The organism is Microbacterium sp. NC79 (assembly GCF_019061125.1).
GTDB lineage: Bacteria > Actinomycetota > Actinomycetes > Actinomycetales > Microbacteriaceae > Microbacterium.
Genome location: NZ_JAHQYI010000001.1, coordinates 1,664,701 through 1,680,091 on the forward strand (window position 1 = coordinate 1,664,701; position 15,391 = coordinate 1,680,091).

Below are 15,391 nucleotides of genomic sequence, written 5' to 3' on the forward strand. Positions count from 1 at the left end.
TCAGGTCTGCAGAGAGTCTTCTGCAGACCTGAAGGGTTAAATCAGCGTGCGCGCGATGCGACGCACTTCAGACTTGCGTCCGGCGCGCAACGATGTAATCGGCGCCTGGCCCATCAATGGTTCCGTGTTCAGGAGCCAGTCAATGACCTCGTCGTCTGAGAAACCGAGGTCTTTCAGCACGATAATGGTGCCGCGCAACGATGACAGTGGCTCGTTGTCGACCAAAAAGACCGACGGAACCATGAGAGCACCATTGCGGCGGCTGCCAATCAGGTAGTTCTCGTCAATGAGACGGTGAACGCGCCCGACCGATTCGCCGAGAGTCGCGACGAGGTCAGGGACGGCAAGCCAGTCAGTTTCAACAGGGGACGTGATGTCGGTATTCACCCTTCAACTATGTCACTTCTCGGCCATGGATGGCAGATTCTCTGTTTACAAGGTGCGCCGTTGCCATGTTCTCAGGGTTGCCTTTCGTAGACTCGATTCGTGAGCCCTACCCAGCCGAATGACCCGCTCATCGGGCGGCTTGTCGACGGCAGATACCGGGTACGCGCTCGCATCGCCCGAGGCGGTATGGCGACGGTGTACGTGGCGACCGACTTGCGACTGGAACGGCGAATCGCTCTCAAGGTCATGCATGCGCACCTGAGCGACGACACGGTGTTCCAGGGGCGCTTTATTCAGGAGGCCCGCGCAGCGGCGCGACTGGCCGATCCGCACGTCGTCAATGTCTTTGATCAGGGCCAGGACGGCGAACTCGCCTACCTGGTGATGGAGTATCTTCCCGGCATCACGCTCCGTGAGCTCCTGAAAGAACAGCGTCGGCTGTCAATCGCACAGACGATTACGGTGATGGATGCCATCCTCTCCGGTCTGGCAGCGGCCCACCGCGCTGACATCGTGCACCGCGACGTCAAGCCAGAAAACGTGTTGTTGGCCGAAGATGGCCGAATCAAGATCGGTGACTTCGGTCTTGCGCGCGCAACGACGGCGAATACCGCCAGCGGCGCACAGCTGATGGGAACCATCGCCTACCTAGCGCCGGAACTCGTGACGCGAGGCACGGCAGACGCACGCAGCGACATCTACTCACTTGGCATCATGCTGTACGAAATGCTCGCTGGCGAGCAGCCGTACCGCGGCGAGCAGCCCATGCAGATCGCGTTTCAGCATGCGACCGACTCGGTGCCGCGTCCCAGCGCAAAGAATCCGAGTGTTCCGGAACAACTGGATGAGCTCGTGCTGTGGGCGACGGAGAAAGAGCCAGACGCTCGTCCGCTCGACGCCCAGGTGATGTTGGATCGTCTACGCGAGATTGAGCGCGAACTGGGCATCGCGCCCGCCATCACCGACGATGAGCCGTTCACGAACCAGACCGTCATCCTCGACGAGTACGATACGGGCGGTCACACATCTGTGCTTCCCGTGACCGGATCCATGGCGCTCGGTATGACCGCCACCGGCCCGACTGCTCCCCCGACGGAAGCCCCAGACAACGCCACGCGCCTCCGACGCGTCACCGTGCGACGTCGACGTCGTAGCGTTGTGGCGTTGCTGCTTGTGCTCGTGCTCGCAGCGGTGGCAGGCGGTGCTGGCTGGTTCTTTGGTTCCGGCCCCGGCTCCAACGTTGCCGTGCCCGTCGTGGTGGGCGAAACCTTTGACACGGCCAGCGCGCGCCTCGCCGACGTCGATCTTGAGGTGAAACGCACCGAGGCAGCAAGTCTCGATGTGGCACCTGGTTCGGTGATTTCGTCTGATCCCCAAGCCGGAACCTCGGTGAAGAAAGAAAGCGTCGTCACGCTGGTCGTCTCCACCGGACCCCAGCAGGTCACGGTTCCGTCGACCGTCGGCCAGACGCAAGAGAGCCTGACAGCCACGCTGAAAGAGCTGGGAATCGACCTTCCGGCCGACAAGATCGACACCGAGTACAGCGCCGAAAAGGCGGCAGGTGAGATCATCTGGATGGTCATCTATCCGCGCGGTGGCGGCGAAACGGACTACTTCCAGTGCGGCGACACGTGCACCGCATTTGCCGGTGACACTGCGCGCATCTGGGTATCACTCGGACCCGTTGTGGATCTCGTCTCGACACCCACGTCCCTTGAGGATGCCCGTGCGGCGATCGAGAAGCAAAAGATGACGGTCGGCGCGATCACCGAGGAGTACTCGAACGACGTGGCCGCGGGCAATGTGATGGCGATGTCCAACAATCAGGAAGACGGCATCTACCGCCCAGGCGCTGAAGTCGCTTTGACGGTTTCTCTCGGCCCGCAGCCGATCACCGTTCCTGACGGAGTCATCGGCGCGTCCCGCACCGACGCGGAATATATCCTCAGCAGTGCCGGCTTCACCGTGGACTACGCGTCCATCAGCATCATTAGCGGCGACAACCTCGAGGTCACCAGCATGCGCCTCGGCGATTCCGGCGGACGAGCGGTGTCACCTGGCGAACAGCTCCTCCCCGGCACCACGATCTATCTCCAGGTCAAGCTCGTCATCTAGCTCCACCACGACTCGCTCCCTGCGCTTGATCGCACGTGAGTGGTTCCGTCACCCCTCGTGACCACAAAGAGAATCGCCCCGTCTCTCGACGGGGCGATTCTCTTTTGGGTCTAGCGCTTCTCGAGCTCTTCAGCGACGAGGAAAGCGAGTTCCAGCGACTGCATGTGGTTGAGGCGCGGATCGCACAGCGACTCGTAGCGGGTCGCGAGGCTGGCCTCATTGAGCTGCTCGGAACCTCCGAGGCACTCGGTGACGTCGTCACCGGTGAGCTCAACGTGAATGCCACCGGGGTAGGTGCCAACGGCGCGGTGCGCTTCGAAGAAGCCGCGCACCTCGTCGACCACGTCGTCGAAGCGACGGGTCTTGTATCCGGTCGGAGTGGTGATGCCGTTGCCGTGCATGGGGTCGGTGACCCACAGCGGCGTCGCACCCGATGCCTGCACTGCCTCGAGCAGCGGCGGGAGTGCGTCGCGAATCTTGCCTGCACCCATGCGGGTGATGAAGGTCAGGCGACCCGGCTCACGCTCAGGGTCAAGCTTGTCGATCAGGGCAAGCGCCGTCTCCGGGGTTGTCGTCGGTCCGAGCTTCACACCGATAGGGTTGCGGATCTTCGAGAAGTAATCGACGTGTGCACCGTCAAGTTCGCGCGTGCGCTCACCGATCCACTGGAAGTGACCCGACGTGTTGTACGGGGTTCCGGTACGGGAGTCAATGCGCGTCATCGGACGCTCGTAGTCCATCAGCAGGCCCTCGTGGCCGGTGTAGAACTCGACGTTACGAAGCTCGTTGAAGTCTGCGCCAGCAGCCTCCATGAACTTGATCGCACGGTCAATCTCAGCGGCAAGGCCCTCGTAGCGCTGGTTAGCGGGGTTCGCTGCGAAGCCCTGGTTCCACTTGTGCACCTCGCGGAGGTCGGCGAAGCCACCCTGCGTGAACGCACGGATGAGGTTCAGCGTGGAGGCGGCCATATGGTAGCCCTGCAGCAGGCGCTCGGGATCTGCCGTGCGCGATGCTTCGGTGAAGTCGTAGCCGTTCACGATGTCACCGCGGTACGCAGGCAATGTGACGTCGCCACGGGTCTCGAAGTCGCTGGAACGCGGCTTTGCGAACTGTCCAGCCATGCGGCCCATCTTGATGACGGGCATCGAAGCGCCGTAGGTCAGCACCACGGCCATCTGGAGGATGGTCTTAATGCGGTTGCGGATGTTGTCGGCGTTCGCACCGGCAAACGTTTCAGCGCAGTCGCCGCCCTGCAACAGGAATGCCTTACCCGATGCGGCTGCCGCCAGGCGCTCGCGAAGCATATCGACCTCACCCGCAAACACCAGCGGAGGGAAGGCGGAGAGCTTACGTGAGGCTTCTGCAACCTTCTCGGCGTCCGGCCATTGCGGCTGTTGCTTGATGGGAAGGGAACGCCAGGAATCGAGGTCTACTGCGGGCATAGCTCCATCCTATGACCGCAGTTACCCCACGCGGCACAGTGTGACGTCGCACGACGACAGCCGGGTGTGGCGCGGCCCCGTTAGCTCGTCGTTAGGCGATCTTTCACGGTGGACGCGTACACGTCTTCGTACTTTTGCTCACCAAGCTGTTGCAGCGCGATCATGATTTCGTCGGTCACACTGCGCAGAATGTAGCGGTCCGATTCCATGCCCTCGAAACGGGAGAAGTCGATCGGCTCGCCGATCACCACACCGACGCGCACGACGCGCGGCATTCGTTGACCAATCGGCATCATCGTGTCGGTATCGACCATGATGAGGGGGATGACCGGAACCTTCGATTCGAGCGCCATCCGGGCAATTCCGGTGCGACCGCGGTAGAGCGTGCCATCTGGGCTGCGCGTACCCTCGGGGTAGATTCCGAGCAGATCGCCACGACCGAGCACGCGGAGTCCGGTGTTGAGGGAGGCTTCTGACGCCTTGCCACCAGAACGATCAATCGGGAGTTGACCTGTGCCCTTGAAGAAGATTCTTGTGAGGAACCCCTTCACGCCCTTGCCTGTGAAGTAATCGCTCTTCGCCAAGAAGCTGACCGGCCGATCGATCATCAAAGGCAGAAAGATCGAGTCGGCAAAGGACAGGTGATTCGACGCGAGAATGGCGCCGCCCGTTTTCGGGATGTTGCGCCTGCCCACCACCCATGGACGCCAGATCGCCTTAACGATCGGCCCAATGAAGATGTACTTCATGACCCAATAGATCATCAGTTGGTCTCCTGTCGGGCGAGGTCACCTGCGCCAATCACGCCAGCGTCATTCACAAGTTCAGCGATCTGGAACATACCCGCAACCGGCTTCTGATGCATCGGACTGTGTACAAGGAACGCATCGCGCATGGGCGCAAGAACAAGCTCACCCAACGCTGACACTCCCCCACCGATGACGTAACGCTGCGGTTCGAGAATGGCATGGAAGGAGCCACACGTTTCGCCGAGTGCCGCTGATACCGAACGCACCGCTTCCAACGCGCCCCGGTCGCCGGCGAGGGCGAGCTCAGAAATCGTGTGGCCAGCGATGTCGCCGTCCCGCGCGCGACGCTCAGCGAGCACCACGCCGATACCGCCTGCGTCGGCGAGCTCATTGGCAACGCGCTGCAGCGCGCGACCCGAAGCGTACTGTTCAATGCAACCGCGCTGGCCGCATCCGCAGAGCAGCCCGTTGCGTTCAAAGCGCACGTGCCCGAGTTCAGCGCCCATGCCCGTGGCACCCCGGTGCAAGACACCTTCAGAAACGACGGCGCCACCGATTCCGGTGCCCATGGTGAGCATCACCATGCTCTTCACATCGCGACCAGCACCGAAGCGGTACTCTGCCCACCCCGCCGCATTCGCATCATTCTCGAGAACAAGAGGCAGGTCGATTTCGGCCTTCACGCGATCGCGTAGCGGCTCATCGCGCCATGCAATGTTCGGGCTTGAAATGGTTCCGCGTTCGTGGTCAACGAATCCGGCAGCAGCGACACCCACCGCCGAGACCTGCGCGCCGTCGCTGAGCTCACGCACCAACTGCACAACGGCACCAACGATCTCGTCGGACGACGTCGAGGTCGCGACACGCGTCTGTCGATGCAGCGAACCGTCGCTCGCGACGAGTCCTGCCGCGATCTTGGTTCCGCCAATGTCGATACCGATCGTGAACACAACGCCCTTTCTCGCCTCCGACACTCGCGGGAGCCCTTGAAGTCTAGCGATCCACGGCGATCCAAGACGGAAGATGTCTGCGAGCCGGAATATGGCAAAAGCGGCGGAACCATAGGGAAAACCGGAGATTGCTGGAGTCACGATCATACTGAGTTTCAAAAATCATCGGACCCAGTTTCAGTGAAATGAGCGATTCCTCCCCTAGACTCAAGCGAGCACATCTGCCCGACACATCCGGTACCGAAGGAGTTGCCGTGGTCCAGTTCGAAGTACCTGCTATCGTCCCCGCAGACCCGCAGGCGAACATCACCGATCTACTCGTCGAACGCGTCAAGAAAACGCCGAATCGAGTCCTTTTTAGCGTCCCGGAAGGCGATGGTTGGCGAGATATTACCGCCGCTGCGTTCCAAGACCAGGTGATTGCCCTGGCCAAGGGATTTGTCGCCAACGGTATTGAGCCTGGCGACAAAGTGGGCTTTGCTGCCCGCACCACGTACGAGTGGACGCTCGTGGATTTCGGTCTCTTCTTTGCCGGCGCCGTCATGGTTCCGATCTACGAGACCAGCTCCCCTGCGCAGATCCAGTGGAACCTGGAAGACTCGGGTGCCGTCGCCGTCATTCTGGAATCGCCCGAGCACTTTGCCCGCTTTGACGAGGTTCGCGGCGACCTGCCGCTGATCCGTAAGACCTGGCAGCTGCACCTCGGCGACCTCGACAAGCTGGCCGAAGAAGGCAAGGACGTTGACGACGCTGAAATCGAGCGTCGTCGTAACATCGCCAATGCCGACGACATTGCCACGCTGATCTACACGTCAGGCTCGACGGGCAAGCCCAAGGGCTGTGTGCTCACGCACGCAAACTTTGTTGAGCTGTGCCGCAACGCAGGTAAGTCGCTTGCTGAGGTGCTGGAAATGCCCGGTGCTTCCACCGTGCTGTTCATCACCACGGCGCACGTGTTCGCGCGTTTCATCTCGATCCTGACGATTCACGCTGGTGTGCGCACCGGTCACGAACCGAACACGAAGAACCTTTTGCCTGCGTTGGGCTCGTTCAAGCCCACCTTCCTCCTCGCGGTTCCCCGCGTCTTCGAGAAGGTCTACAACTCGGCAGAGCAGAAGGCTGAAGCAGGCGGCAAGGGCAAGATCTTCCGGGCAGCCGCGGCTGCCGCTATCGAGCACTCCACCCTGCTCCAGGACGGCAAGAAGGTTCCGCTCGGTCTCAAGATCAAGTTCGCCATCTTCGACAAGCTCGTCTTCGCGAAGTTGCGCGCAGCTATGGGCGGCAACATTGCCTACGCGGTTTCTGGTTCCGCTCCCCTTGGCGCACGCCTCGGTCACTTCTTCCACAGCCTCGGCATCACAATCCTCGAGGGGTATGGTCTGACCGAGACGACGGCTCCTGCGACGGTGAACCAGGCTCGCAAGTCGAAGATTGGAACCGTGGGGCCGGTGCTCCCTGGCGTTGGAATTCGCCTGGGCGAAGACAACGAGATCGAAGTCCGCGGCATCAACGTATTCAAGGAATACTGGCGCAACCCGGAAGCCACGGCTGCGGCGTTCAACGATGGCTGGTTTAAGACCGGCGACCTCGGTTCGTTTGACAGCGAAGGCTTCCTCACGATCACCGGGCGCAAGAAGGAGATTCTGGTTACCGCGGGCGGAAAGAACGTCTCCCCCGCGACGCTGGAAGACCCGATTCGCGCGAACCCGATCGTGGGTCAGGTTGTCGTTGTCGGCGATCAGCGCCCGTTTATTGCAGCGCTCGTTACCCTTGACCCGGAAATGCTCCCGACGTGGCTGGAGAACAACGGGCTAAGCGCAACCATGTCGCTGGCTGAGGCGGCAACGAATGCAACGGTACGCGCCGAAGTTCAGCGCGCAATCGACCGCGCCAACAAGTCGGTCTCTCGTGCGGAGTCGATCCGTAAGTTCGTGATTCTGCCGATCGAATGGACGGAAGCGTCAGGCCACCTGACGCCGAAGATGTCGATTAAGCGTCACGTCATTACGGCTGACTTCAAAGACCAGATCGAGGCACTGTACTCGGAGCCGGTCGCGACGAACAACGTCTCGGTCGGATAGTTTCTCAACGAGTGAGGCCCTTCGGATTCTCGGATCCGAAGGGCCTCACTCGTTGTTCAAAGTGTCAGAACCAGTTGCTTTCGCGAACCTGCTTCATCGCAATTTTGCGGTTTTCAGGCGAGAGTCGTCGCAAGTACACCATGCCGTCAAGGTGATCAGTTTCGTGCTGGAGCGCCTGAGCCATCAGCCCGGTCCCTTCCAACACCACGCGGTTGCCATCAAGGTCAATTCCTTCAACGCGCGCGTACTCGCTACGCAGTGCGTCGTGCCAAAGACCCGGAACCGAAAGGCACCCTTCTCCCGTCGGCTGTGGTTCACCGCGGAGCTCAACAATGCGCGGATTCAATACGTAACCGATGTCGCCATCGATGTTGTAACTGAACGCGCGCAGGCTCACACCGATCTGCGGCGCTGCAACGCCAGCACGACCCGGAAGCTTGACCGTGTCGAGGAGATCCTGCACGAGCGCCCGAATACCGTCATCGATGTCGGTGATTTCCGCGCACGGCGTCGTCAATACCGGGTCGCCATACAGGCGGATTTCACGCACTGCCATGTCAGCTCGCGGGCTTGCGCAGCGCGTCAATAACCTTGGCCGCAAGCGTACGAGCAGCTTCGCGCGTCTCCGGCTGCAGGTCGCGGAAGGAAATAGCCGAACCCGTGGCGATCATCGGATCGTACGGAATGCTCACGACCTCGCGAACCCGCGTGCGGAAGTGCGATTCCAGCTCGTTGCGGTGGATAAGCGGCGTACCAACCGAGGCCTGGTTGAGGACCACGATCGCGTTCTGCGCCTGCTGCGCATACCCGTTTGTTTCCAGCCACGTGAGGGTCTCGGAAGCGAGCTTGGCTTCATCAACGCTGAGACCGGCGACAATGATGAGCTGGTCTGCCAGGTCGAGCGTCGCACCCATGACGGAGTGCACGATACCGGTTCCGGTATCGGTCAGCACGAGCGAGTAGTAGCGCGCCGTAACGTCGGCAACCGCACGGTAATCGTCGTCGCTGAACGCTTCGGAGACGCGCGGGTCAGAATCACTCGCCAAGACATCGAGGCGGGTTTCGTCGCGAGCCACGATGTCGGAGAGATCGTTGTAGCCACGGATATCGTTGCGGGCGCGAACCAGGTCGCGAACCGTCTTTGACGTCGGACGAGCGATACGCTCCGCGAGGGTTCCGCGGTCCGGGTTCGCGTCAACAGCGATCACGCGGTCGTCGCGAGCATCGGCGAGAGCCATTCCGAGAAGCGCAGTGACGGTCGTCTTTCCGACGCCACCCTTGCGGCTGAGGACGGGAACAAAACGGCTTCCGCCCGCAAGTGGTGCCGCGATCTGTGCGGTCAGCGCTTTACGTGCACGTGCGCGCTTGCTGTCGCCCAGGTTGATGCGCTTGCCTGTCATTGAGTAGACGAGGTGTCGCCATGCGCCCTCCGGCTCGGGCTTTGCGAGTTGCGAGCGGTCAAGCAAACGGTCGGCGGTCAGCAAATCGCTGGTCTCCCGCGACGCCGAGCTCAGATCGTCAAGGCGCTTGGACGTCATCGGGATTTCCTGTCGCGTCTTCACACGCTCAAGGTCGCGCGGATCACGCTTTGCCGTCGGATCAGCCGCACCAGTCACAGGGGTTTCCTCTTCCATATCGTTCATATCAGCGGCAGGTGCGTCATCGACATCCGCATCCTCCGCGAAAATCTCATCGGTCACATCCGATGCATCGCGCGCGGAATCCGCGCGCTCATTGTCCGTTTCATGGTCATCGGACTCGTCGTTGTCAGCGTCAGCGGAGTCGCCATCTGCGGCCGATTCCGGCAGCGTTGCCGCCGCGTCGGCTTCTTCCTCGAGCACAGGAGCCTCTTGCGTTGCCGCAGCTTCCTGCGCACGCTCAGCCTCCTCCACGAGACGAGCAGCCTCGGCCTCTTCAGCGAGACGAGCGGCCTCAGCCTCTTCCTCTGCCACTCGGGCGGCCTCAGCGGCAGCCTCTTCCTCAGCGACGCGAGCAGCCTCAGCTTCTTCTTCAGCGACGAGGGCGGCTTCAGCGGCAGCTTCCTCCTCAGCCACACGGGCGGCCTCAGCAGCAACCTCTTCCTCAGCGAGACGGGCGGCCTCAGCAGCTTCCTCAGCGAGACGCGCAGCCTCAGCGACGCGAGCAGCTTCCACTTCCTCCTCAGCCACACGGGCAGCCTCAGCGGCTTCCTCCTCCGCGACGCGAGCAGCCTCCGCAGCTGCGGCTTCCTCAGCGACGCGAGCGGCCTCAGCTTCTTCCTCCGCGACGCGAGCAGCTTCGGCGGCAGCTTCTTCTTCAGCCACACGAGCAGCCTCAGCAGCGGCCTCCTCCGCAGTGAGACGCTCAGCCTCAGCAGCAGCAGCTTCTTCTTCAGCGACGCGAGCAGCCTCAGCGGCAGCTTCTTCTTCAGCCACACGAGCAGCCTCAGCAGCCGCCTCCTCAGCAGCAGCTTCCTCCGCAGCGAGACGCGCAGCCTCAGCAGCGGCGGCTTCCTCAGCGACGCGAGCAGCTTCAGCTTCCTCCTCAGCCACACGCGCAGCCTCAGCGGCAGCTTCGTCGTCAGCGTCGTGAGCAGGCTCAGCGATCACCGTTTCCGCAGCGTCGTCGTCCTCGAGCTCGGCATCCTCGGCGTCTACGTCACTTTCGACGGACATACCTGAGTCGGTATCTTCCAGCTCGGCGATGACGACGTCTTCATCGTCTTCAGCGGCCGAAACAGCCGGCTCTGTCGCCTTGCGCTTACCGAGGCGGCCCTTGGACTTCTTTGCTGGTTCCGGAACCACCATCTCAGCGACTGGTTCGTCGAGGAGCGGCTCATGAGTAATGGCGGTGCCGGCCTCCGCGTCATCAATCGGAACCGTGGTTTCGATAATGACGTCAGCTGCATCGGAGGCCGACACCGGTGCGATTTCGGGGTTGAGAAGCGCGTCAAACAGAAGATGCACGTCGTCGACATCGTCATCAACGAGGTCGTCGTCGTCATCCGCCGCGGTACCAGGCAAGATCACACTGATCTGCGCGGTGTTGCCGCCAAGGAAGCCGAGCGACGATGTGTCGATGTCGCTGGACTCCGCGAGTACTCCGTTTTCCGGTTCCTCGTTGGAATCCATGTTGTTACGATCAGACGCCACTGCGTTCACTCTCCTGTTGCCGCGAGATTTCTCGCCCGCACTAGGCTAATGCGCCGGACGCACTACGACCAAAAGATCGCCAGCCTCCACCTGCTGTGTTGCGCCGATCGCGATGCGCTCCACCACACCGGCAACGGGTGCCGTAATGGCGGCTTCCATCTTCATCGCTTCGATCGATGCCACCGGCTGGCCAGCCTCCACCTTGTCGCCAACGGCAGCCTTGATCGTGACGACGCCCGAGAACGGAGCTGCCACCTGACCAGGCTTTGAGGTGTCCGCCTTTTCGGCTTCGCGCGCTTCGACCTCGATGCCGCGGTCACGCACAAACACCGGACGAAGCTGACCATTCAGCGTTGTCATCACGGTGCGCATGCCCTTGGTATCTGCGGCACCAATCGCCTCAAGTCCGAAGAAGAGGCGAACACCGCGATCGAGATCGATCGCGTGCTCGGTGCCCTCCGCGAGTCCGTAAAGGTAGTCAGCGGTGTCGAGCTTCGACAGGTCGCCGTACTTTTCACGCATCTCAGCGAAGATCTTCGTCGGTGCGGGGAACAGCAACTGGTTGAGCATGTCGCGGCGCGTCAACGAGTCAGCATTCAAGGCCGCCGATTGCTCAGCAGTCAACTCGGTCAGCGCAGACTTCACATCACGGCCCGCGAGCACCTTGGAGCGGAACGGCTCCGGCCATCCGCCAGGCAAATCGCCCAGCTCGCCAGCCATAAAGCTGACCACAGAATCCGGCACATCGTACTTCTCCGGGTTGGCTTCGAAGTCTGCCGGGTCAGCCTTAACGGCTGCCAGGTAGAGCGCGAGGTCGCCAACGACCTTCGACGACGGCGTCACCTTGGGGACGCGGCCAAGGATGCGGTCTGATGCGGCGTACATGTCTTCGATGAGCTCGAAGTCATCAGCCAAGCCCAGTGCAATAGCCTGCTGGCGAAGGTTCGACAGCTGACCACCCGGAATCTCGTGGTGGTAGACGCGACCTGTCGGGCCGGGCAGACCCGACTCGAACGGGCCGTACATGTGTCGTACCGCCTCCCAGTATGGTTCCAGACCCGCGACTGCGTCCAGGTCAAGGCCGGTGTCACGCTCGGTGTGCGACAACGCGGCGACAAGCGCTGACATCGACGGCTGGCTCGTGGTTCCGGCCATCGGTGCCGATGCGACGTCAACGGCATCTGCCCCTGCTGCAGCAGCGGCCAGGAGCGTTGCTAGCTGGCCTCCAGGGGTGTCGTGGGTGTGAACATGCACGGGCAGATCAAAGCGCTCACGGAGGGCCGTGACGAGCTTGGAGGCCGCTGCAGGACGCAACAGACCCGCCATGTCCTTGATCGCGAGGATGTGCGCACCAGCATCGACCATTTGCTCTGCGAGGCGCAGGTAGTAATCGAGCGTGTAGAGCGTTTCTTTCGGGTTCATCAGATCCCCCGTGTAGCACAGGGCAACTTCTGCGACCGCGGTGTTGGTTGCCAGCACCGACTCAATTGCGGGACGCATCTGGCTGACGTCGTTCAGCGCGTCAAAGATGCGGAAGATGTCAACACCCGTCGCCGCGGCTTCAGCGACGAAAGCGTCGGTGACTTCCGTCGGGTACGGGGTGTAACCAACCGTGTTGCGACCACGCAGCAACATCTGAATGTTGATGTTCGGTAGCTCTTCGCGCAGCGCAGCGAGACGCTCCCACGGGTCTTCACCCAGGAAGCGAAGTGCAACGTCATAGGTCGCGCCGCCCCACGCCTCAACGGAGAGCAGCTGCGGCAGCAGGCGCGCTTCGTAAGGCGCAACAGCCAGCAGGTCCTTCGTGCGCACGCGGGTCGCAAGCAGCGACTGGTGGGCGTCACGGAACGTGGTGTCGGTGACCGCCAGCGCGGTCTGCTCGCGAAGTGCGCTGGCAAAGCCCTTGGCACCCAGCTCCTGTAGCTTCTGTCGCGAGCCCGCTGGTGCCGGAACCTTCAGGTCGAGAGCAGGCAGCTTGGTGCGCGGCTCTACCGTGATCGGGTTGACTCCATTCGGCTTGTTGACCGTCACATCGACGAGCCAGTTCAGCACCTTGGATCCGCGGTCCTTCGACTCGCGACCCTGCAACAGCTCGGGACGCTCGTCAATGAACGAGGTGGAGAGGTTTCCGGCCAGGAAGTCTTCGTCGTCAAGCACTGCCTGCAGGAACGGGATGTTCGTGGAGACGCCGCGGATACGGAACTCAGCGAGCGCACGGCGAGCGCGCGACGCTGCGGCGCGGAAGTCGCGGCCACGGCACGTGAGCTTCGACAGCATGGAGTCAAAGTGCGGGCTGATCTGTGAGCCCGCAGCCGTGGTTCCACCATCAAGACGGATGCCTGCACCACCGGGCGAACGGTACGTCGTGATCTTGCCGGTGTCGGGGCGGAACCCCTGCGTCGGGTCTTCCGTCGTAATACGGCACTGCAACGCGGCGCCACGCAGGTGAATGTCTTCCTGTCGAAGACCGAGGTCATCGAGCGAAGCGCCCGAAGCAATGCGAATCTGCGCCTGCACGAGGTCAACATCGGTGACCTCTTCGGTGACGGTGTGCTCCACCTGGATGCGCGGGTTCATCTCGATAAACACGACTTCGCCCGTACGCGGGCCCGCCGTCTCGAGCAGAAACTCTACGGTTCCGGCGTTGACGTAACCGATCGACTCGGCGAAAGCGACCGCATAGCGGTGCAGGTCTTGACGGATGTTCTCATCCAGGTTGGGTGCCGGAGCAATCTCGACGACCTTCTGGTGACGACGCTGCACCGAGCAGTCACGCTCAAAGAGGTGCACCGTGTTGTCGTGTGCGTCCGCAAGGATCTGCACCTCAACGTGACGGGGACGAAGAACCGCCTGCTCAAGGAACATGCGCGGGTCACCGAAAGCGCTCCCGGCTTCGCGCATCGCTTCGGCGAGAGCAGGGGCCAACTCGGCCTTCGTCTCGACACGGCGCATACCGCGACCACCACCACCGGCGACCGCCTTGGCAAACAGCGGGAAGCCGATGTCATCGGCCTGCGCAACAAGGGCATCGACGTCGTCAGAAGCGTCAGTCGAACGGAGCACCGGAACACCCGCCGCGATGGCGTGTTCCTTCGCGGTGACCTTGTTTCCAGCCATTTCCAGCACATTCGCAGGAGGGCCGATAAACGTAATGCCATTGGCTGCGGCTTTGGCAGCCAGTTCCGGGTTCTCAGAGAGGAATCCGTAGCCGGGGTAGATGGCGTCAGCGCCACTCTCCAGAGCCACCCGAATAATCTCGTCCACATCGAGGTAAGCGCGCACAGGGTGCCCAACTTCGCCGATCTGGTAAGCCTCGTCCGCCTTCAGGCGGTGGAGCGAGAAGCGGTCTTCATAGGGAAACACAGCCACGGTTCGTGCGCCGGCCTCAAAGGCCGCGCGAAAAGCACGAATCGCGATTTCACCGCGGTTTGCGACGAGGATCTTGGAGAACATGGCACCTCGGACTTCCGATTTGGAGCGGGGGAAATAGCATCCCCAGCCTAGGGGAAGGTAACGTGGTTGATTGTGCACGTACTATCTGTCAGCTCTCTCAAGGGCGGCGTCGGCAAGACGACCGTAACCCTGGGTCTGGCGTCGGCCGCATTCGCCCGAGGAATCCGGACGCTTGTAGTCGATCTCGACCCGCAGTCCGACGTTTCGACCGGCCTTGATATTCAGGTCGCCGGACGCCTCAACATCGCGGATGTTCTCGCCAACCCCAAGGAGAAGGTGGTTCGCCAAGCGATCACGACTTCCGGGTGGGCGAAGGTGCACCCGGGAACCATTGACGTTTTGATTGGTAGCCCTTCGGCCATCAACTTCGACGGACCGCACCCGAGCGTGCGCGATGTCTGGAAGCTGGAAGAGGCCCTGGCGACGATCGAGGCCGACTACGACCTGGTTTTAATCGACTGCGCACCATCGTTGAACGCTCTCACGCGCACCGCGTGGGCTGCGTCTGACCGCGTGGTAGTTGTGACGGAACCAGGGCTTTTCTCGGTTGCCGCCGCTGACCGCGCGCTGCGTGCGATTGAAGAGATCCGCCGTGGCCTCTCCCCTCGTCTCCAGCCGCTTGGCATCGTGGTGAACCGTGTGCGCCCGCAGTCGATCGAGCACCAGTTCCGTATCAAGGAGCTGCGCGACATGTTCGGCCCGCTGGTACTGTCACCGCAGCTGCCTGAGCGCACATCGCTCCAGCAAGCCCAGGGCGCTGCAAAGCCCCTGCACATCTGGCCTGGCGACTCGGCGCAAGAATTGGCCGCCGACTTTGACGCTCTGCTTGACCGCATCATTCGGGCTGGCCGCATCCCGGTCAGCAACGATGCGCCCACCGGTCCGTAAAGTTTCGGCCCGCACTACGCGGTAATTGTCGTGCCTAAAACAGGCGAACGATGACCGCCGAAATTCTTTGTGAGAATTTCATCCAGCATTACGATTTGTTTCATTTCCGTGTGCATTGCCACTCATACGCGCACATCAGCACGCATTCGCGCAGGAGACACATCACGCATGGTGCGCGAAAAACCCCCATCATCT

10 protein-coding genes are annotated in these 15,391 nt (G+C 61.8%); 3 read left to right on the plus strand and 7 right to left on the minus strand.

Annotation, left to right across the window (positions count from 1 at the left end; translation table 11 throughout):
- Positions 1-36: 36 nt before the first annotated feature.
- Positions 37-387, minus strand: a complete 351-nt coding sequence (locus tag KTJ77_RS07510) for an Rv2175c family DNA-binding protein (RefSeq protein WP_367948859.1) — start codon at positions 385-387, stop codon at positions 37-39.
- Between the two features lie 99 nt (positions 388-486).
- On the opposite strand from KTJ77_RS07510, the gene pknB reads away from it, so the two are divergent.
- Positions 487-2,502: a Stk1 family PASTA domain-containing Ser/Thr kinase gene (gene pknB / locus KTJ77_RS07515; protein ID WP_217337795.1), complete on the plus strand. Its 2,016-nt coding sequence runs from the start codon at positions 487-489 to the stop codon at positions 2,500-2,502.
- Between the two features lie 110 nt (positions 2,503-2,612).
- Here the strand turns inward: pknB and KTJ77_RS07520 are convergent, their stop codons facing one another.
- From KTJ77_RS07520 to KTJ77_RS07530, 3 genes are all read right to left on the minus strand, one after another.
- On the minus strand, positions 2,613-3,944 hold the full coding sequence (locus KTJ77_RS07520; protein WP_217337796.1) for a class II 3-deoxy-7-phosphoheptulonate synthase: 1,332 nt from the start codon (positions 3,942-3,944) through the stop codon (positions 2,613-2,615).
- 80 nt (positions 3,945-4,024) lie between these two features.
- Positions 4,025-4,708, minus strand: a complete 684-nt coding sequence (locus KTJ77_RS07525; protein ID WP_217337797.1) for a 1-acyl-sn-glycerol-3-phosphate acyltransferase — start codon at positions 4,706-4,708, stop codon at positions 4,025-4,027.
- Positions 4,708-5,643 (minus strand): ROK family protein, encoded by a 936-nt coding sequence (locus KTJ77_RS07530; protein ID WP_217338392.1) that lies wholly within the window; start codon positions 5,641-5,643, stop codon positions 4,708-4,710. Before KTJ77_RS07530 ends, KTJ77_RS07525 begins: the two co-directional genes overlap by 1 nt.
- Positions 5,644-5,897: 254 nt before the next feature.
- Between KTJ77_RS07530 and KTJ77_RS07535 the strand changes: the two genes are divergently transcribed.
- Positions 5,898-7,724 (plus strand): long-chain fatty acid--CoA ligase, encoded by a 1,827-nt coding sequence (locus KTJ77_RS07535; protein WP_217337798.1) that lies wholly within the window; start codon positions 5,898-5,900, stop codon positions 7,722-7,724.
- Between the two features lie 64 nt (positions 7,725-7,788).
- Here KTJ77_RS07535 and def read toward each other — a convergent pair whose 3' ends face one another.
- From def to KTJ77_RS07550, 3 genes are all read right to left on the minus strand, one after another.
- Complete coding sequence (def, locus tag KTJ77_RS07540; protein WP_217337799.1) at positions 7,789-8,280, minus strand: peptide deformylase; 492 nt, start codon at positions 8,278-8,280, stop codon at positions 7,789-7,791.
- A 1-nt stretch (position 8,281) separates the two neighbouring features.
- Positions 8,282-10,834 (minus strand): MinD/ParA family protein, encoded by a 2,553-nt coding sequence (locus tag KTJ77_RS13700; protein WP_367948860.1) that lies wholly within the window; start codon positions 10,832-10,834, stop codon positions 8,282-8,284.
- A 66-nt stretch (positions 10,835-10,900) separates the two neighbouring features.
- Positions 10,901-14,308, minus strand: coding sequence for a pyruvate carboxylase (locus tag KTJ77_RS07550; RefSeq protein WP_217337800.1), 3,408 nt, complete (start codon positions 14,306-14,308; stop codon positions 10,901-10,903).
- Positions 14,309-14,380: 72 nt separating this feature from the next.
- Between KTJ77_RS07550 and KTJ77_RS07555 the strand changes: the two genes are divergently transcribed.
- Entirely contained in the window at positions 14,381-15,196 is an 816-nt protein-coding gene (locus tag KTJ77_RS07555; RefSeq protein WP_217337801.1) for a ParA family protein, read from the plus strand.
- Positions 15,197-15,391 lie beyond the last annotated feature (195 nt).

Bases quoted from the DNA above. Each gene is read 5' to 3' on its own strand.
- KTJ77_RS07520 (WP_217337796.1), bottom strand. From the start codon at position 3,944: ATGCCCGCAGTAGACCTCGATTCCTGGCGTTCCCTTCCCATCAAGCAA.
- KTJ77_RS07525 (WP_217337797.1), bottom strand. From the start codon at position 4,708: ATGATCTATTGGGTCATGAAGTACATCTTCATTGGGCCGATCGTTAAG.
- def (WP_217337799.1), bottom strand. From the start codon at position 8,280: ATGGCAGTGCGTGAAATCCGCCTGTATGGCGACCCGGTATTGACGACG.
- KTJ77_RS13700 (WP_367948860.1), bottom strand. From the start codon at position 10,834: ATGGATTCCAACGAGGAACCGGAAAACGGAGTACTCGCGGAGTCCAGC.
- KTJ77_RS07550 (WP_217337800.1), bottom strand. From the start codon at position 14,308: ATGTTCTCCAAGATCCTCGTCGCAAACCGCGGTGAAATCGCGATTCGT.